Source organism: Arcobacter sp. (genome assembly GCF_050300555.1).
In the GTDB taxonomy this organism is placed as follows: Bacteria; Campylobacterota; Campylobacteria; order Campylobacterales; family Arcobacteraceae; genus Arcobacter.
Genome location: NZ_JBNKXY010000017.1, coordinates 32,624 through 51,656, shown reverse-complemented (window position 1 = coordinate 51,656; position 19,033 = coordinate 32,624). Strand labels below are relative to the sequence as shown.

The 19,033-nt window shown below is 26.6% G+C and carries 17 protein-coding genes; 13 read left to right on the top strand and 4 right to left on the bottom strand.

Features of this window, described 5'->3' with window-relative positions:
• Positions 1 to 467: 467 nt before the first annotated feature.
• The 3 genes from ACQY5W_RS11705 (at position 468) to ACQY5W_RS11695 (ending at position 3,634) form a co-directional block, all read left to right on the top strand.
• A complete protein-coding gene (locus ACQY5W_RS11705) occupies positions 468 to 2,648 on the top strand; it encodes a hypothetical protein (RefSeq protein ID WP_428025158.1) in 2,181 nt (726 codons plus the stop codon).
• Between the two features lie 334 nt (positions 2,649 to 2,982).
• The gene (locus ACQY5W_RS11700; protein ID WP_428025157.1) at positions 2,983 to 3,294 is read left to right on the top strand and encodes a nucleotidyltransferase family protein; all 312 of its coding nucleotides are present in this window, start codon (positions 2,983 to 2,985) and stop codon (positions 3,292 to 3,294) included.
• On the top strand, positions 3,287 to 3,634 hold the full coding sequence (locus ACQY5W_RS11695; protein ID WP_428025156.1) for a HepT-like ribonuclease domain-containing protein: 348 nt from the start codon (positions 3,287 to 3,289) through the stop codon (positions 3,632 to 3,634). The genes ACQY5W_RS11700 and ACQY5W_RS11695 overlap by 8 nt, the downstream gene beginning before the upstream one ends.
• A gap of 5 nt (positions 3,635 to 3,639) precedes the next feature.
• Here ACQY5W_RS11695 and ACQY5W_RS11690 read toward each other — a convergent pair whose 3' ends face one another.
• Together ACQY5W_RS11690 and ACQY5W_RS11685 are read right to left on the bottom strand one after the other, a co-directional pair.
• Entirely contained in the window at positions 3,640 to 4,425 is a 786-nt protein-coding gene (locus ACQY5W_RS11690) for an exodeoxyribonuclease III (RefSeq protein WP_428025155.1), read from the bottom strand.
• Positions 4,426 to 4,536: 111 nt separating this feature from the next.
• A complete protein-coding gene (locus ACQY5W_RS11685; protein ID WP_428025154.1) occupies positions 4,537 to 5,202 on the bottom strand; it encodes a peroxiredoxin-like family protein in 666 nt (221 codons plus the stop codon).
• Positions 5,203 to 5,336: 134 nt separating this feature from the next.
• On the opposite strand from ACQY5W_RS11685, the gene ACQY5W_RS11680 reads away from it, so the two are divergent.
• Positions 5,337 to 6,053 (top strand): TSUP family transporter, encoded by a 717-nt coding sequence (locus ACQY5W_RS11680; RefSeq protein WP_428025153.1) that lies wholly within the window; start codon positions 5,337 to 5,339, stop codon positions 6,051 to 6,053.
• Positions 6,054 to 6,068: 15 nt separating this feature from the next.
• On the opposite strand, the gene ACQY5W_RS11675 is transcribed toward ACQY5W_RS11680, so the two are convergent.
• Together ACQY5W_RS11675 and ACQY5W_RS11670 are read right to left on the bottom strand one after the other, a co-directional pair.
• Complete coding sequence (locus tag ACQY5W_RS11675; RefSeq protein WP_428025152.1) at positions 6,069 to 6,314, bottom strand: hypothetical protein; 246 nt, start codon at positions 6,312 to 6,314, stop codon at positions 6,069 to 6,071.
• A 14-nt stretch (positions 6,315 to 6,328) separates the two neighbouring features.
• A complete protein-coding gene (locus tag ACQY5W_RS11670; RefSeq protein ID WP_428025151.1) occupies positions 6,329 to 7,243 on the bottom strand; it encodes an AEC family transporter in 915 nt (304 codons plus the stop codon).
• A gap of 121 nt (positions 7,244 to 7,364) precedes the next feature.
• Between ACQY5W_RS11670 and ACQY5W_RS11665 the strand changes: the two genes are divergently transcribed.
• The 9 genes from ACQY5W_RS11665 (at position 7,365) to ACQY5W_RS11625 (ending at position 19,032) form a co-directional block, all read left to right on the top strand.
• Positions 7,365 to 8,801, top strand: a complete 1,437-nt coding sequence (locus tag ACQY5W_RS11665; RefSeq protein WP_428025150.1) for an alanine/glycine:cation symporter family protein — start codon at positions 7,365 to 7,367, stop codon at positions 8,799 to 8,801.
• A 51-nt stretch (positions 8,802 to 8,852) separates the two neighbouring features.
• The gene (locus ACQY5W_RS11660) at positions 8,853 to 9,986 is read left to right on the top strand and encodes a sensor histidine kinase (RefSeq protein WP_428025149.1); all 1,134 of its coding nucleotides are present in this window, start codon (positions 8,853 to 8,855) and stop codon (positions 9,984 to 9,986) included.
• Positions 9,983 to 10,669, top strand: coding sequence for a response regulator transcription factor (locus ACQY5W_RS11655; protein ID WP_428025148.1), 687 nt, complete (start codon positions 9,983 to 9,985; stop codon positions 10,667 to 10,669). The genes ACQY5W_RS11660 and ACQY5W_RS11655 overlap by 4 nt, the downstream gene beginning before the upstream one ends.
• A gap of 35 nt (positions 10,670 to 10,704) precedes the next feature.
• A complete protein-coding gene (locus tag ACQY5W_RS11650; RefSeq protein WP_428025147.1) occupies positions 10,705 to 11,529 on the top strand; it encodes a hypothetical protein in 825 nt (274 codons plus the stop codon).
• A gap of 70 nt (positions 11,530 to 11,599) precedes the next feature.
• Entirely contained in the window at positions 11,600 to 12,589 is a 990-nt protein-coding gene (locus ACQY5W_RS11645; protein ID WP_428025146.1) for an HD-GYP domain-containing protein, read from the top strand.
• 16 nt (positions 12,590 to 12,605) lie between these two features.
• Complete coding sequence (locus ACQY5W_RS11640; protein ID WP_428025145.1) at positions 12,606 to 12,962, top strand: hypothetical protein; 357 nt, start codon at positions 12,606 to 12,608, stop codon at positions 12,960 to 12,962.
• A 26-nt stretch (positions 12,963 to 12,988) separates the two neighbouring features.
• Entirely contained in the window at positions 12,989 to 16,273 is a 3,285-nt protein-coding gene (locus ACQY5W_RS11635; RefSeq protein ID WP_428025144.1) for a transporter substrate-binding domain-containing protein, read from the top strand.
• The gene (locus ACQY5W_RS11630; RefSeq protein ID WP_428025143.1) at positions 16,266 to 16,961 is read left to right on the top strand and encodes a response regulator transcription factor; all 696 of its coding nucleotides are present in this window, start codon (positions 16,266 to 16,268) and stop codon (positions 16,959 to 16,961) included. The genes ACQY5W_RS11635 and ACQY5W_RS11630 overlap by 8 nt, the downstream gene beginning before the upstream one ends.
• Positions 16,962 to 17,058: 97 nt before the next feature.
• On the top strand, positions 17,059 to 19,032 hold the full coding sequence (locus tag ACQY5W_RS11625; protein ID WP_428025142.1) for a diguanylate cyclase: 1,974 nt from the start codon (positions 17,059 to 17,061) through the stop codon (positions 19,030 to 19,032).
• The last annotated feature ends 1 nt before the right edge of the window (position 19,033 follow it).

The window sequence follows — 19,033 nt, the reverse complement described above, 5'->3', positions numbered from 1 at the left end:
GTAGTATACGAGTCCTCACTGTTCCCCGAAAAAAAAGCCTAAAATCTTAGCTTCATCAAAGGCAGAAAGAAATCCCTATAGTTTAAACTTTCATATATAAATTTACTAAAGTGAAGTTAAGTATCTAAACAAATCAAAAATGCAAATGTCCTTATCCCACCTTTTATCTTCAACATTTGCAAGTCAGATGCTGGAACGAAGTGACTAAATTCTGGTACAGACAAATGATAAATAATAAATGAGGGAACCCAAAGGGCTTTCAAACTCTGTTGGTGGTTTTCTCAAAGAGAGTGCAAGCACAAGGCTTACTTTGTCCACACAAAGTAAGCGAAGGCGGAGAGGTTTACCTCTTCAAGAAAGAATATAATTTTATAATTTATTAAAAATGTGACATGATATGTGACGGTAAAAAGATAGAATATATTATTTTAAAGTTTTTAAATTTAATTAATATAAGGAAAATTTATATGAATAGGGTAAATGTAAGCTTAGAAAACTGTTATGGCATAAATAAATTAATTAAAGATTTTGATTTTAGTCAAAAAAAGATTAAGAATATTTATGCCCCAAATGGATTTATGAAATCATCTTTTGCTAAGGTATTTATTGACTTAAGCAATAATAGAACACCAAAAGATGAGATATATCCTCATAGAACTCCTATTTGTAATATAAAAGATGAAAGTGGTAATGAACTTATATCAGATAATATTTTTGTTATAGAATCATATAAAGAGGACTATAAATCTAAAAAAATATCAACATTATTAGTAAATGAAAGATTAAAAGAAGAGTATGATGAGATATACACTAATTTAGAAAATTTGAAAAAGACGTTGATTTCCTCGTTATATAGTGTAAGTGGCATATCAAGGCAAAGATTAGAAAATGAACTTTTAAGTTCTCAAATTAATAGTGGGCAATCTTTTTTTCAAGTATTTGAATATGCAAAAACTGAAATTGAAGCAATGGAAGAAAGTCAATTTGAAGGTATAAAATACGATGTGATTTTTAATGATAAGGTTAAAAAATTTTTAGAGACACGAGGTATTCAAGAAAATCTACAAAATTATATAGAAAAGTATAATAGCTTAATTGAACAATCACAATATCTACAACCAAATTTTACCCATAACAATGTTGCCACAATATCATCCTCCTTATCAAAAAATGGTTTTTTTAGTGTACAAAATAAGATAAATTTGAAAAAAAATGATGGAAGTTATCAGGAAATATTATCTGAAAATGAATTGTCATCATTAATAGAAGAGGAAAAACAAGCAATTTTAACAAATCCTGAGCTACAAACAATTTTTCAAAAAATTGATGATGCTTTAGAAAAAAATGCAGAACTAAGAAACTTTAGAAAATTACTAGAAAATAATCAAGATATACTTTTAAAATTAAACAATCCTCAACTTCTAAAATATGATTTATGGATGGCTTATTTTAAAAAGTGTGAGAGAGAAATCTTTGATTTATTAGATTATTATACTGAATCCAAGACAAGGTTATTGGAAATAATTGATGAAGCAAAAAATCAAGAAACAGATTGGCAAAATGTAGTTGATAAATTTAACCAAAAATTCAATGTTCCTTTTAAATTAATTGTTGAAAATAAAGCAGATGTGATTTTAAATGAAGATACACCTCCTAACATAAAGTTTATATATACTGATAGAGGAGAGGAACAGACAATAGATGAACAAAAATTAAAAGAAAATATATTAAGTAATGGCGAAAAAAGAGCACTATACATTTTAAATCTTATATTTGAAATTGAAGTACGAAAAAAAGATGGAAATGATACTTTAGTAATAATTGATGATATTGCTGATTCATTTGACTATAAAAATAAATATGCCATTATTGAGTATCTAAAAGAGATATTAGAAGAAGATATTTTTTATATGATAGTAATGACACATAATTTTGATTTTTTTAGGACAATAGCAAGTAGATTAGATATTAAACGTGAAGATTGTTTTATGACATTAAAAAATGATAGTGAAATCAAACTTATTCCTGCAGGTTATTTAGAAAATGTATTTAATTATTGGAAAAACCATATTAATACTAATCAAACAATTTTAATAGCTTCAATTCCATTTGTAAGAAATTTAGTTGAATATATACAAGGTAAAAGTTCTACTAATTATAGTACATTAACATCTTTACTTCATATAAAGTCTAATACAAATAGTATTACACTAAATGATTTACAAAATATTTTTCAAGGTATTTTATCAAGCCAAACTTTTAACTTTGGAAATAGTAATTATGTGTTAGATTTGATTTTTAATGAAGCTTATAGTGTTTCTACTGTAGATGAAAATAACAATCTTGAAAATAAGATAACACTTTCTATTGCAATTAGGTTAAAAGCTGAACAGTTTATGATTGATAAAATAAATAACCCTACTTTTGTAAATAGTATAACTAAAGTTCAAACATTTGAACTTTTTAATAAATATCAAGAATTGTATCCACAAGAAACAGATAATTTAAAGGTATTAGGACAAGTTAATCTAATGACACCTGAAAACATACATTTAAATTCATTTATGTATGAACCTATACTAGATATGTCAGATAGGCATTTGATTACTTTGTATAATGATGTAAAAAATTTAAATAATAATTTATAAATATTTAAAAACTATAATGGTAAAAATCAAAAGTGATTTTTACCATTTTTATATTTCCAAGACCAAAGCAATAGGGTAGTGATTACTTCCAAAATTCAAAATTTCAGTAACAGGATACATTTTTTATTTAATTAAATATACACTTACATAATTTTCATAAAATTCAAAGGTATTTGCTTTTTTTGTTTTGTATAGAAAAAGTAAGAAAGCGGAGAGGTTTGTCTTTTCAAGAGAGCAATATATTTTAAATTTAACCTAAAGACATTCAAACACAAAATTTGTAATCATCATAAATATTTTGATATAATCAAAACACTTAAAAATAGAGGTACTTATGGATAATCAAGAAGTATTTGAAAACTTAAAAGCATTAAAACAAACATTGATGACTGATGGCTTTATTATTGATGGAGTTTTTGGTTCGTATGCTAGAAATGAAAATCTTAAAGATAGTGATGTAGATATTTTATACCATCTTGAAAAAGTTTTTTATGATAAATATAGTGGTTTTATAGGGTTTAAAAAACTTGATGAAATAAAAGAATATATTGGTAAAAGTTTAGGTAAGAAGATTGATTTAGCTCCTAAAACAAATCTTTCTAAAACAGCTAAAAAGTATATTTTAAAAGATGTAGTTTATGTCTGAAAACTCTTGTTTAGCAAAAATTGATTTTATTCTTGAAATGATAGAAAATGTCGAGTTAATAATTAATAGACATAAAGGTATTGTTGAAACTTTAGAAGATATTGAGGGACAAATGGCAATATTAATGGCTATTTCTCAAATTGGCGAAACTCTAAAAAAGTTTGATGATACTTTGATTGAAAAATATGATTTAAAAGAAGATAAAGAGGGTGCTTATTACACTCGAAATTATATTGTACATGATTATGAAGGTGTCGATTTAGGCTTTATAGAAAATATTCTAAGAGAATATCTTCCAAAGCTTAAAACTAAAATACTAAAAATTAAAAGTGATTTTTAGTATCTTCATATCTCCATCTCCAAAGCAATAGGACAGTGGTCACTTCCAAAAATATCACTCATAATATAAGCATTTGAAATATGAGGTTTCAAGTCCTCACTTACATAAAAATAATCAATCCTCCAGCCAACATTATTGGCTCTGGCATTTGCTCTATAACTCCACCAGCTGTAATTATGTGGTTCATCGCCAATTACGTGTCTTAGGGTGTCTATGTAGCCGTGAGATAAAAATTTGTCTATCCAAGCTCGCTCCATGGGTAGGAAACCTGACACATCTTCATTGGCTTTTGGTCTTGCTAAATCTATCTCTTTGTGGGCTGTGTTTACATCTCCACATACTATGATTGATTTACCTTGTTTTTTTAAATTTTCACAATGCTCTAAAAATCTATCGTAAAACTCCATTTTATATACAAGTCTCTCTTCTTTACTTTGACCATTTGGAAAATATACATTAAAAAATGCTATATCCTTATCTCCTAAAGTAAAGTGAACTTCGTTGATTCTTCCTTCATCTAAGATATCTACACTTGGGCAGTTACACTCAAAAGTTATATCCAAATCAGTAAAAAGTGCAGTTCCACTTCTACCTTTTATGGCTGATTCACTTGCTGTTACATTTTTAAAGTTTTTTTCAAAGATAGTTTGAGGGATTTGTGTTTTCATTGATTTTGTTTCTTGAACTCCAAGAAGATGGATATCATGTTCATCTACCCATTTAAGAGCTTCTTTTTTATCAACTGCTCGGATACCATTTACATTCCATGATACAAATTTATATTTATTCATTTAAAACCTTATAATATTTTTTAAAGTTTTTATTATAGCTAAGATTATTTTAGTTCAAAGTTTTGTGAAGAGAAATAAATATGTACCTAAAAAGATACATATCTATTTTTATTATCTTTTGTTGATAATATCTTTTTTAAGTACGTCTATTATTGTTTTTGGTTCACATCTTTTTCTGTGATTTGCATCTACAAAAGCATAAATGATTTCATAATTTTTATTTACAATATAAGTTGCAGGTAGTGGCAAAGCATATGTTCCATTTCTATTTGCTTCAATAATATCGATTTTAAGTTTTTCATAAATAGGAATAACTTCATCACTTAAAGTATAAGCGATTCCAAAATCTTTAGCTATGGTATTATTTTTATCATAAAGAATATCAAAATTTAAAGAGTGCTTTTCACTTAAATAAAGTGATTTATCTTGTGTTTGAGGACAAATTGTAACAAGTGTAGCATTCAAGATTTTTAGTTGAGAAACAATTTTTTGTAAAGCTAGTAGTTGAAAGTTACTATAAGCAGACCAAGAACCTTCAAAAAAACTCAATACTGTATATTTGTTCTTTTCTACTACATCTTTTATGTTTATTATTTTTTTATTTTGATTTGATAGTGAGAATTCTGGAATTTTATTTCCAACATTAAGTGCTTTGCTAAAAATATTTGATTCTTCTAATTTTTTAATTGCACCATTTAATATATCTTGAGTTTCTTTCGGGACTTTCCCTTGAAATTCTGTTAGATAATTTTCTATTTCTTTTTCCAACGTAGCCATATAAACTCCTCATGTGAAAAGATTATCTCTTTTTTTCACAACTTAAAATAAAATATTTTGTCAGCATTATAAAGAAAGCTAACTTTAAATTAATTGTATTATATTACAAAAATATAATATTTTTGGGAAGTTTTATGAATCAAGAGTTAATTTTAGGTTTAATTACCTTTTTAACCTCCACAGTTGCAGGTGTTGTTGGTATTGGAGGAGGTATGATGTTAATTGCAATTTTACCTTCATTTTTACCACTTAATGCTCTTATTCCAGTACATGGTTTGACTCAAATGTCTAGTAATTTTAGTCGTGCTGTATTTGGATACAAGGATGTTAAGTTAGAAGTCATTCCAAAATTTTTATTTGGATCACTATTTGGTATTGGTTTTTTTGCTTCAATTTTGTATTTTATCTCTTTAGATTATGTACCATTTTTTATTGGGGTTTATATACTTTTATCTCTTTGGTCTGAAAAATTCAATGAAAAACTTAAAAAATACGAAAGCTATTTTTTGGCAGGATTTTTTCAAACGGGACTTTCTATTGTTGTAGGGGCAACAGGACCTCTTACTATGACACTACTATTAAAAGATTATAATGATAAAAATATAGTTGTGGCAACAGGAGCAGCTTTGATGAGTATTACTCATACTTTAAAGGTCTTTGCTTTTATGTTTTTTGGTTTTGTATTTTTTGATTATATTGGAATTTTAGTTGTAATGATAATTGGAGCAATAGTAGGGAGTTGGACAGGTACAAAGTTAAGAGATACTATTGATGGTAAAAAGTTTATTATGTTTTTAAAAGTTTTATTATCGTTATTGGCAATAAAAGTAATAGTTAGTGTATTAATTTAAAATTAATACACAAGCTTATAATCCTAGCTCTTTTAACTCTTTAAACTCTTTTTCTTCAATTACTTCTGTTTTAGGTTCTTTTTTCTTTTTTAATTGATTGCTTAAACTGTTTGAATTCATATTTGAAAGTGAATTTTTATCTTTTAATAAGTTATCAGATTTGCCACCATGCATATCTATTTTACCACTATTTTGATTTGAGTAATTATAATTTGCAAAAACTAAAGTTGTAAAAAGTATGCTAAAAAGCAAAGTTTTCATAGTATTTTCCTAACTTAGATAAAATAGTGCAAAACTAAAAGTATGCAAACTATTGATAAAAGTGTTTGCACAGTTATAATTGAAGACATTAACCCCACATCTCCACCAAGTTGACGTGCTAATATAAACGAAGAAGGTGCAGTAGGTAATACTCCAAAAAGTACTAAAATAGACAACATCATACCATCTATTCCAAAAAACTTTCCAAATAAAAAGATTAAAATAGGAAAAATAAGATGCTTCCCTAAACTTGAGATAATAACTTCACTTTTTGAAGATTTTATCTCTTTTATTACAAGTCCAAAACCAACAGATAGAAGTCCCATTGGAAGTGCAGCTTTACTTAATATTTCTAAAGTATTATTTAAAACTACAGGAAGATGAATCCCTAAAAAGTTTATACTTCCACCAACTACACAAGCTACTATTAAAGGGTTTGTAATAATTGATTTTAACAGATATAAGAAGTTTAATTTATCATTTGTAATATAAATAGCAAATATACTTATACATAAAATATTGATAAATGGAATTGCAAATGTAAGTATAATTGCAGAATAGACTAAACCTTCATTCCCAAATATAGATGCTGATAGGGCTAAAAATACATAAGTATTAAATCTTATTGCTCCTTGTACCATAGATGTAAAAGCACTTGGTGCAGATGGGATAATTTTATTTATAATTATAAGAATAATCATAGTAAAAAGTATTGCTAGTAATGCTGATGCTACAAAGCCAAAGCTATTTTCTGAATCAAGGGATGCTGTCGAAAGTTTATAAACTAAAAGTGAAGGCATAAGTACATAATATGTCAGTTTATCTGCTTGTGGCCAAAATTCATGGGATGGAAATTTTATTTTTTTGAAAAAATAGCCTATTAGAATAAGGCTAAATACAGGGATTAGTGCTGAAAAAATATGTATCATAAAAAAATCTTTTTATTAATTTGAACAGAATATTATCATATTATCAATAAATTATAAAACAAACCCACTTTTTAAACTCTTTGGAATGTTAGAATTTTTTTTTGCAAAAAGGAGAACATAAATGTTAGCAGAAATAAATACATTCCTAAATGATTTGATTTGGGGATCGCTTTTAATTTACTTACTACCAATTCTTGGTATCTTTTTTACAGTAAGTTCTAGATTTGTACAATTTAGATATTTCTTTAAAATGTTTCACATTTTAAGAGAAACTGTACATGATAAAGATGGACATATTAGTTCATTTCAAGCACTTATGTTAAGTGTTGCTGGTCGTGTTGGTGGTGGAAACATCGCTGGGGTTGCAGTTGCAATCACACTTGGTGGTGCTGGAGCTGTGTTTTGGATGTGGGTTATTGGACTTGTAGGAATGGCGACAAGTTTTTTTGAATGTTCATTGGCACAACTTTACAAAGAAAAAGATGAATTAGATTCTTGTGTTTATAGAGGTGGACCTGCTTATTATGCTACAAAAGCATTAGGTCAAAGATGGTTAGGTGTGGTTATCTCTATATTATTAATGATTACATTTGGTTTTGCTTTTAATGCAACACAATCATTTATTATTTCTACTTCATTTGAAGCATCATTTAACTTACCAACATGGATTAGTGGTGTTATTTTAACACTTGTATTTGGTATCACTATTTTTGGTGGAGTAAAAAGAATTGCTAGAATGTCAGAAGTTATTGTTCCTATCATGGCTGTTAGTTATTTACTTATTGCTTCAGTTGTAATTGTTTTAAATTTTAGTGAAATCCCAGCATTAATTACAAGAATCATAACAGAAGCATTTAGCCCAAGTTCTGCAATTGGTGGTGGAATTGGTGCAGTTATTTTACAAGGTGCAAAAAGAGGAATGTTTTCAAATGAAGCAGGTTTAGGTTCTGCTCCAAACGTTGCAGCGGTTGCTTATGTTGGTCACCCAGTTCAACAAGGAATTGTTCAATCATTCTCTGTATTTATTGATACAATTATATTATGTTCTTGTACAGCATTTATTATTCTTTTATCAGGTGCTTATGTTCCAGGTGCTCAAGGTGTTCAAGGGGTATTATTAACTCAAACTGCATTAATTGAGCATATTGGACCATTAGGTGGTTACTTTGTAACTTTTGCATTATTTTTATTTGGTTTTTCTTCAATGATTTATAACTACTACTTAGCTGAAAATAGTTTAAACTTTTTTAGCAAAGGAAATGCAACATCATTTAATGTATTTAGAATAATTTGTATTGCATTAATTATTTGGGGTTCAATGCAAGATTTAGGTTCAATCTTCTCTTTTGCTGATTTATCTATGGGATTATTAGCTATTATTAATATGGTTGTTATTGCATTATTATACAAACCTGTATTAAAATTAATTAGAGGATATGAAAGACAACTTAAAGAAGGAATTGTACCTGTTCTTAGATATAATGATTATAGTGAATTTAAAATTGATAAAGCTATTTGGAAAGAGATAGTTGATAATATTAATGATAAAAAATCATAAATCAGTATAAGGTGTGAGATGATTCTCACACTTTACATTCAAGGAAAAAAAGTGTTTAATAAAGACGGGATACCATTTTTTATAATAATAATACCGTTTTTGACTATTGTTTTTTGCTTATTCTTTATTAGCTCTTACTACTTAAAAGTTTCACAAGAGAACTTTGACAAAGATTTAAAAAACTACGTAGAAATTTATATACAAGAAAATAAAAAAAGCGATAAATTAACAGAAATTATAAAAAATAAAACAGAACTATATGAACAAAGTAAAGAAAAATTTTTATATTTTGTTATTGTATTAGGTTTATGTGTTTTAGTTTTTATGATTTTATTTACTCTTTTAATGATTACTATAATTAGTGATATTGTAAAAAAATATGTAAAAAAAGTGAGAGAAGAAGAGATTAAGTTAAAAAATCTAAATGAAACACTAGCTTCTAAAGTTGCATTTGGAATTGAAGTTGGTAAGAAAAAAGATAAAGCAATACTTCAACAATCAAGATTGGCAAAAGTAGGTTCAATGATTTCTATGATTGCTCATCAGTGGAGACAACCACTAAGTGAGTTATCTGGTATTTTGATGGAACTTGAAACCGCAACTAGATTTAAAAAAGTCGATGAAAAACATATTTTAAATTCTATTGATAGAAGTAATGAAATGATTGATTTTATGTCAAATACTATTGATGATTTTAGAAATTTTTATAAGCCAGATAAGAAAAAAGAGTATTTTTGGATTAGTGATGCTTGTAAAAAAGCACTTAATTTAGTGGATGCAACATTGCATAATCTTTCCATAGAATTGCTTTTAGATATAAAAAATGACAAAAAAATATTTGGATATCCAACAGAGTATTCACAAGTTATTTTAAATCTTATAAGTAATGCAAAAGATATTTTGGCAGAAAAAAAGATATCTGATCCTAAAATTAGTATTACAATAGATTCTAAAGGTATGCAAAGTATCGTAACCATAAAAGATAATGCAGGTGGAATAAATGAAGAGAATCTTGATTTGATTTTTGATCCTTATTATAGTACTAAAGACTCCACAAAAGGAACAGGACTTGGACTTTACATATCAAAAATAATTATTGAAAATAATATGGGTGGAGATTTAAGTGTTGAAAATGATGATGAGGGAGCAATTTTTAAAATAATAGTATTAGGAATAGATATATGAATGATGAATTAATAGAAAAGTTAAAAGATATAAGTATATTATGTGTAGAAGATGAAAGTGGTATTAGAGAGTTTATTGTAAATACTTTAAAATATTATTTTAAAGAAGTATATGAAGCTAAAAATGGTTATGAAGGTTATGAATTATATCAAGAATATAAACCTAAAATAGTTTTATCTGATATTGAAATGCCAAGAATGAGTGGAATTGATCTTGTAAGAAAGATACGTAGAGATGATTTATCAACTATGGTTATTATGTTAACTGCATATTCAAGTGAAGAGTACTTGATGAATCTAATAAATTTAAATGTTGACCATTTTATTTTAAAACCTTTAAATTCAAAAAAATTAAATGAAGCCTTACTTAAATATATAGATAAAAATCTTAGAGAACAAATATTTTTACATGATGATTTAAAACTTGATTTATCTAAAAGAATACTTATTTATAAAGAAAATGAAGTAATACCTTTAAGAAAAAGAGAACAAGATTTTCTATATCTTTTATATAAAAATAAGAATTCAATAACAACTTATGAGCAAATAGAAGTTGAATTATGGCAAGATAAATTTATGACAAGTCATGCCTTAAAATCTTTTATTAAAGAGATTAGGCATAAAATGCCAATAAATATAATAAAAAATGTATCACAAGCTGGATATATTTTTGAAAAAGAGTAATATTTTTATATAAAAATTCTAAATAAAGACATCATATGCAATTTTTAAAAACTCATTGGAATAAGCTGTTAATTATTTTTTTATCAATAATTATAATATTTTTTGCTTTTTCTTATACTTTGGATATAAAAGGCAAAGAGTTAGTTGATAAAAGTTTTACACAATCAGTGATTGTTTTTGGAAGTGCAAAAGCTTTAAATGCTGTGATTTCTCTCGCTCAAGGTACTGAACTAGATTTACCTTTTTTAACTGTAGCTATTGGAGAAGTTTTAGATCCTATAAATGATCTAGTAGAACAATTTTCTTTTGTTATGTTAGCTAGTATGACTTCTCTTGGTATTCAAAAAATAATGATGAATTTTGTTACAAATGATTTATATAATTTTATTTTACTTTTTACTTTAGTGATTTTAAATGTGTGGTTATTTTATAGATTTTCAAAAGATGAACGATTTAGAACACTATTTTTTAAAGTTACTATAATACTTATTTTTCTTCGTTTTGCAGTTCCACTCATAGGTTTAGTAAATGATTTTGCATATAATAGTTTTGTAAAGCAAGATTATAATATTAGCCAACTAAATGACAATATTCTAAAAGTAAAAGATGAAGTTAATCAAGTAACAGTAAATACAATCCAACAAAAAGAAAATAGCTCTATTTTTAATAAAATTGCAGAAAAATTTGATTCAGATTATTACTCAAAAAAAGTAGATGAATATAAAAAAGCAGTTGATAATTCTAGTGAGTATATAGTCTCTTTAATTATTGCTTTTGTATTTCAAACTATACTTCTTCCTCTTATTTTTCTTTTTATTTTATATCAGTTTGTTAAAGGGATTTTTAACTTAGGCAAATAATAAGCCACAACTACTTTTCACTACTTTTTCACTACTTTGTAATACAATTTTTTTTTGGAGGTGTATTGCATTGAACAACATTATTAATACAGAAAAAATAGTGACAACTGTTAGTTATGAAAGAGATAAATTAATAAAAATATCACCTAAAATACTATTTTTAGGTGAAAGTTTAAGCTACTCCATATACAAAGAAAATGAAGAAAATATATTTAATAAATTTTTAGGATTTGAAGACAACTATGATAAAAGAACTGTTGAGTCTTTAGAAACTGAAAATATAGAAAATTTATATATTAAACATGAAGATTTTGATAAATATTCAAATGATATAAATAAGTATCTCTTTTCTATTTTAAACAATAAAGAAAATACACCATTAATAAAATCAGAACTTATGCACGAATTAGCAAACGATACCATGCAAGATTTATTGGTTGGTGAAGTTACAAAAAATAAGATAAATCACATATCTGAAATTGTTAGTAGTAGTGTTGATTTTATATTAAATGATTCAAATGCACTAAAATCTATGATTGAAGTTACAAGTCATGATTATTGTACATATACACATTCTGTTGATGTTTCAACATATGCTTTAGCCTTTGGAGCATATTTAGGATTAAGTGAAAATCAACTCAAATCAATAGGAAAAGGTGCCATGTTGCATGATTTGGGTAAGAAAAATATTCCTTTATCTATTTTAAATAAAAAAGGAAAATTATCAGATGAGGAGTTTGAAATTATGAAAAACCATCCCTCTTATGGTGTTGATATTCTTCGTGAAATGGGAGAAGAAGAGGAAGGTGTACTTTCAATAGTAGAACAGCATCATGAAAAAATAAATGGAAAAGGTTATCCAAAAGGATTGGAATATATTCAAATTCATCCATTTTCACAGATTGTAGCTATCTGTGATATTTTTAATGCTTTGACTACAAAAAGATCATATAAAGAACCAATGTCAAGTTTTGAAGCTATTAAACTTATGTATGTACATATGAAAGATGAGTTAAATCTAAAGTTGTTAGCAAAATTTATTAATTTTTTAAAAAAATAATTAAAAGGAGACAAATTTGAGTGCTAAAAGAATAATTGATATAATAAAAGATGATAAAAATTTTAATTCAAAATCAGATTTAGATTATTTTGGACTTATAAATATTTTTCTTCGATTAGATATAATTTGTCCAAATGAAAATCATTGGTTTATTTTATGGGAAGATTTGAAAAACTATTCTCAAGATAAAGAGTATTTACCTATAGCTTATGTGGCTACTTCATGGCATTATACGACTGATACCCAAAAGCGGGAAAGATTTTTTGAGCATCTTAAATTTGCAGAAGAAAAAAATGTTCTTAAAAAGGCTATTAATTATCTTCTAAATCTTACTATTGATGATTTTAATATTGAATTAAATTTTTATTTTTAGAATAGTTTATTGTAAAGGGTTATTTTGTGATTAGATTTTTATTTCTAGTCTTTATATTATTTAATTATCTTTTTTCTGATTCTATAAAAGTAGAACTTCAATGGAAACATCAATTTGAATTTGCTGGATTTTATGCTGCTTTGGAAAAAGGGTATTATAAAGAGGTGGGCTTAGATGTAGAACTTTTAGAGAGAGACCTATCTGTTCCTTTTGGTGAAAAATGTTTAAAAAATGAAGTACAGTTTTTTATAGCTTATAGTAGTATAATCCGAGATATTCAAAATAAAAAACCATATTTATTGGTAGCAAACTATCTTAAAAGATCACCCCTAGCACTTGCCGTTAAAAAAGATATTTTAGTTCCAGAAGATTTAAAAAACAAAACTATTGTAGCATCAAAAGAAGAAATAGAAAGTGCTAACTTTAGAAAAATGTTTTTAGAACACGGAATTAAAGAGGGTGATTATAATTTGATTCAAAACTCTATGGATTTTGAAGATTTTAATTTTGGCAAGGTAGATGCTATGTCTATATATATTACAAATGAGCCTTATTATTTAAGAAAAAAGAATATCCCTTTTGTAATAATGGATCCAGCTCACTATGGTGGAGAGCTTCTTTATGACGTAAATTTAGTTACAACAAAAAATTATGCTGAAAATCATCCTAAGGTGGTAAAAAACTTTGTAGAAGCTACAAATAAAGGCTGGAAATATGCCTTAGATAACAAAGAAGAGATAGTTAATATTATTTTAAAAAAATACAATACCCAACATAAAAGTAAAGAACATCTTCTTTTTGAAGCAGAAGAAATAGAAAAACTTATGGAGCCAGATGGATATGAGATTGGTAGTATTGATTTAAATAGAATTAAAAAAATAGAAGAGCTTTATATAAGTTTAGGGGATACAAAAGAGTTTATAAATCCTGATAAATTTGTTTTAAATCAAAGTAAAAAGGGCATCTCTTCATATCAAGAAAGAGAACAATTTAGTACATCTTCAAATAAAAAAATTTCACAAATATATTTTACAGAAGAAGAAAAAAAGTGGTTAAAAAAACATCCAATTATCAAAGTTAGTAGCGAGTTTGATTGGCCACCAATGGATTACCATGAAGAGGGTAAACCTGCAGGATATAGCATAGAATATTTAAATCTTATTGCTAAACAAGTTGGAGTCAAGTTTGAGTTTGTTTCTGATAAATGGAGTAGTTTAGTAAGAAGATTTAAAGAGCATGAAATAGATATTATTCATTCTTTAGCAAAGACAAAAGAGCTTGAAAAATATGGAGAGTTTATACCTTTTTTAAAATTACCAGGTTATTTTATTATTAGAAATGATATTTTAGAACCAAGAACAATCGAAGACTTATATGGAAAGACAGCTATTTATTTTAAAGGATGGCAAAGTAGTGAATTGTTGAAAAAAAAATATCCTCAATTAAAATTTTATGAAGTTTCTACAACTGAAGAAGGATATGAAGCCGTTGCTACAGGTAAAGCTGATTTTTTATTAGATCAACGACCAAGTGCATTTTATATGATACAAAAAAATAGATTTTATAATCTAAAAGTTGCAGGAATTTTTGAAAAAGACAACAAAACAGGTTTACATATTGCGGTACGAAAAGATTGGTCTCTCTTTGCAAATATACTACAAAAAGCTATGAATTCTATTTCACTAAATGAAATGAATAAATTAAATAAAAAATGGCATATTTGGGATGATAAATTAGAAATACTTTCATTTAAAGAGCGTGAATTTCTTAAAAATCATGGAGATATACAACTTTGTGCAGACTCTGTATGGCAACCTCTTGATTATATTGATAAAAAAGGAAAATATTCAGGTGTTGGGGCAGAGTTTATAAAATTATTCTCTAAAAAAATAGGACATAAAATTGTTAATTATCCTGCAAAAAATTGGCAAGAAGTATTAGAAGCTGCAAAAGAAGGTAAGTGTGACATAGTATCAATGATCGCTAAAACTTCAAGTCGTGAAAAATATCTATCTTTTACTACTCCTTACTTTTCAAGTCAAAATGTAATAGCAACCCGTGAAGATGTTTCTTATATTGAAGATTTATCAAAATTTAAAAATGAGAAATTTGGAATAATTAGAGGTTATGCTTCCATAGAATTATTAAAAAAGAAATATCCTAGTATTAAATTAGTTGAAGTAAGTTCAGTAAAAGAGGGGCTTATAAAAGTAGAGGATAAAGAAATTTTTGGTTTTATTGATACTATTCCTACTATTGCATGGCATATTCAAAAGATAGGATTTATACACCTTAAAATTTCAGGAGATACTGGAATCCCTTTGGAACTAAGTCTTGGCATAAAAAAAGAACTTCCTATACTTCATGACATTTTCCAAAAAGCAGTAGATTCTATAAAAGATAGTGAAAAAGAAACTATTTTAAAACATTATATCAATGTACGTTATGATAAAGGGGTTGACTATACATTATTATATAAAATTTTAATTTTTATCCTAGTTGTTTTTGCTTTTATTTTATATCATACTATCCAAAAAGAAAAATTAAACAAAGAATTACAAAAAAAGGTAAAAGAGGAGTTAGAAAAATCAAGACAAAAAGATAATCTGATTTTTCATCAAAATAAGCTTATATCAATGGGAGAAATGATAGAAAACATAGCTCATCAATGGAGACAACCACTTTCGCAGATAAATGCTTCGGTGCTTATTATAGATGATGAGATGTCAGATAAAGGGTTTAGCTCTGAAATTATGGAAAAAGAGTTGGATGAAATAGAGAAGATGACAAAATATATGTCTCAAACTATAGATGATTTTAGAAATCTACTTTCCCAAGATAAGTTTAAAGAAATATTTGCTTTAGAAGATGTGATAAATGAATCTTTAGCAATTGTAGAATCATCTTTAAAATATCATCATATAAATCTTGAAAAGAAAATTCAAAACAATTTTAATATTTGTGGTTATAAAAGTGAATTGTTGCAAGTACTGCTTGTAATCCTAAATAATGCCAAAGATGTTTTGATTCAAAATAAAATAGAGTATCCTAAAATATTGGTACACTTATATTCTAATGATGAGTCGATATTTATAGATATGATTGATAATGGAGGGGGAATAGATGAAAAAAATATCAACAAAATATTTGAGCCATATTTTACAACAAAACATAAAGCACAGGGGACGGGATTAGGATTATATATATCAAAAATAATAGTAGAGCAAGGTATGCAAGGAAAATTAGAAGTTGAAAATATTAATGAAGGTGCATGCTTTAGAATAAAATTTAATAAGGATATTAATGAGTAATGAACAAAAACCTTATAGCATTCTTTTTATAGAAGATGAGGATGATATTAGAAAAAAATATATAACTTATTTTCAAAAATGGTTTAAAGAAGTTTATGAGGCAAAAGATGGAGAAGAAGCATATAAAATATATAAAGAAAAAAAGCCACATATTTTGATAATAGATATAAATTTACCTAAACTTAATGGTTTAGAACTTTTAAAAAAGATTAGAGAAAAAGACCATACTACAAAAGCTATAATGCTTACAGCCCATTCTGATACGCACTATTTATTAAGTGCAACAGAATTAAAGCTTACAAAATATTTAGTAAAACCAATAACTAGGGTAGAGTTAAAAGAGGCTTTAAATTTAGCTATGGAAGAGCTGGATAATTTTAATATAACATCTAAAAGAATTGTTAATCTAAAAGATAATTATTATTGGAATGTTGAAACAAGTGAATTGTACAATAATAATCAACTCATCTCTTTAACAAATAATGAAACGAAAATTGCAGAAATATTATTTTCAAATATAAATCAGACAATAACTTATGATAATATTATTTTGTATGTATGGGAAGATAATTTTGAAAGGAATTTTTTAGATACATTAAAATCAACTATAAAAAATCTTAGAAAAAAATTGCCTGAAAATAGTATTAAAAATATTTTTGGTTTGGGTTATCGTATAGAAAATAGCTAAATAACACCACTTTTTGTACTAAAGTTTTATTTTCATTAGTTTAAAAGTATTAAAATAATAAACTAAAGCATAATAAGTAGATATTTAGGATTTATGTGTGTTAGATGAAAAAGTTATAAATGATGGTGCTAGGTATAAATTTGATGATTTAGTTGATATTACTGAATTTGATGAATTATTACAAAGTTTTTATAAAGCAACTAAAATCCCAAATGGCTTAGTCAATAATGAGGGGAAAATTATAACTCAAGCTGGTTGGGTTAGTGCCTGTTCCTTATTTCATCGTGTTAATTCTGAATCCAGTAATTGTTGTGAAGAGAGTAATCTTTCTTTGATGAAAAATTTACATGAGGGAGAAGTTAGTTACTCAAAATGTAAAAATGGTCTTATTGATTATGCCACTCCTATTGTGATTGATGGAAAAATACTAGCAACAGTTTTTTTAGGACAAGTTTTAGAAGAAAAACCTAATGTTGATTTTTTTATTGAACAAGCTAAAAAATATAACTATGATGAAAAACAATACTTAAAAGCAATAAATAGTGTTCCAATAGTTACAAGAGAAAAGATGGAAGCACTTATGGATTGTATTGTAAAAATGGTGCAAATGTTAGCTCAAAATAAGTTATCAAAATTAAATGAATCAAAATTGAAATTTCGATTAGAAAAAAGTACTAAACAACAGATTCAATTAAAAGATATCTTAGATTTTTCTCCTGTGGGAGTTGGATGGTCAAATCAAGATGGAAAAATAGAGTATGTAAATCATCAATTTACAAAACTATTTGGCTATACCATTGAAGATTTACCTGACCTTGATACTTGGTATAAAAAAGCATATCCCGACATAAGATACAGAAACGAAGTTATTGTTCCTTGGCATAAAGAAGTTGCTTCTTCTATTCGAGGAGGTACATCTTGTCCTGAATTAGAGGTAACAGTAACTTGTAAAGATGGCAGTGAACGTAGAGTTTTTATAAGAGTTTCTTGGATTGGAAATAAACGTTTAGTTAATTTTAGTGATATAACAAATCATTGGAAAAGTGAACTAAGAAATCGTGCCCATGACCGTATGTTAGAAATGGTGGCAAAAGGTTCTAATTTAAATGATATTCTTTTCAATATTGTTCAAACCATAGAATCTGAAGACCCAACGTCTTTATGTAGTATATTATTATTGGATTGTGATAAAGAACATCTGAAAACAGGAGTTTCATCTGCTAATCTTCCTAAATTTTATAATGAAGCAATTGATGGTATCAAAATTGGTGTAGGTGTTGGCTCTTGTGGTACTGCTGCTTTTCTTGGAGAACGTATTATTGTAGATGATATCTTAACTCATGAGTACTGGCAACCATATTTAGATTTAGCAATAAAAGCTAATTTAAAAGCTTGTTGGTCTGAACCAATAATCTCTTCTAGTGGTGAAGTTTTAGGTACATTTGCAATATATCATAAAGAACAATGTTGTCCAAATTTAATGGATATTGAAAGAATTACTTTTGCTGCAAATATAGCTGCTATTGCTATAGAAAATAGAAATGTAAAATTTGAATTAGAGCATAGAGCATATTATGATTATCTTACAAATCTACCAAATAGAAGATATTTTATAGAGCGTAGTGAAGTAGAGTTATCTAGGTTTCATAGATATAAAGGGCAGTTATCTATAATGATGTTTGATATTGATTTTTTCAAAAAAATCAATGATAAATATGGTCATAGTACAGGAGATTTAGTTTTAGAAAAAATATCTGATATAAGTCGTGAACTTTTAAGGGATGTGGATATTATAGGTCGTATTGGAGGAGAAGAGTTTTCTGTTTTATTACCTCAAACAAGTGTTGATGAAGCAGTAAAAGTAGCTGAACGATTACGTATGAAAATTTTTGAAACACAGATAGTTTTAGAAAATGAAATATCATTGAGCTTTACAGCCTCTTTTGGGGTAGCTAGTGCAAATAATTGTGATAATATTGATAATCTTTTAAATAGAGCTGATTTAGCCTTATATGATGCAAAAAATAGTGGACGAAATAGGGTCTGTCTTTATACAAAAGAAAATAGTTAAA

Excerpts from the sequence above, each read along its gene's own strand:
- ACQY5W_RS11680 (WP_428025153.1), top strand. The coding sequence starts at position 5,337 with ATGAATCAAGAGTTAATTTTAGGTTTAATTACCTTTTTAACCTCCACA.
- ACQY5W_RS11675 (WP_428025152.1), bottom strand. The coding sequence starts at position 6,314 with ATGAAAACTTTGCTTTTTAGCATACTTTTTACAACTTTAGTTTTTGCA.
- ACQY5W_RS11630 (WP_428025143.1), top strand. The coding sequence starts at position 16,266 with ATGAGTAATGAACAAAAACCTTATAGCATTCTTTTTATAGAAGATGAG.
- ACQY5W_RS11700 (WP_428025157.1), top strand. The coding sequence starts at position 2,983 with ATGGATAATCAAGAAGTATTTGAAAACTTAAAAGCATTAAAACAAACA.
- ACQY5W_RS11695 (WP_428025156.1), top strand. The coding sequence starts at position 3,287 with ATGTCTGAAAACTCTTGTTTAGCAAAAATTGATTTTATTCTTGAAATG.
- ACQY5W_RS11655 (WP_428025148.1), top strand. The coding sequence starts at position 9,983 with ATGAATGATGAATTAATAGAAAAGTTAAAAGATATAAGTATATTATGT.
- ACQY5W_RS11650 (WP_428025147.1), top strand. The coding sequence starts at position 10,705 with ATGCAATTTTTAAAAACTCATTGGAATAAGCTGTTAATTATTTTTTTA.
- ACQY5W_RS11705 (WP_428025158.1), top strand. The coding sequence starts at position 468 with ATGAATAGGGTAAATGTAAGCTTAGAAAACTGTTATGGCATAAATAAA.
- ACQY5W_RS11685 (WP_428025154.1), bottom strand. The coding sequence starts at position 5,202 with ATGGCTACGTTGGAAAAAGAAATAGAAAATTATCTAACAGAATTTCAA.
- ACQY5W_RS11690 (WP_428025155.1), bottom strand. The coding sequence starts at position 4,425 with ATGAATAAATATAAATTTGTATCATGGAATGTAAATGGTATCCGAGCA.
- ACQY5W_RS11670 (WP_428025151.1), bottom strand. The coding sequence starts at position 7,243 with ATGATACATATTTTTTCAGCACTAATCCCTGTATTTAGCCTTATTCTA.
- ACQY5W_RS11665 (WP_428025150.1), top strand. The coding sequence starts at position 7,365 with ATGTTAGCAGAAATAAATACATTCCTAAATGATTTGATTTGGGGATCG.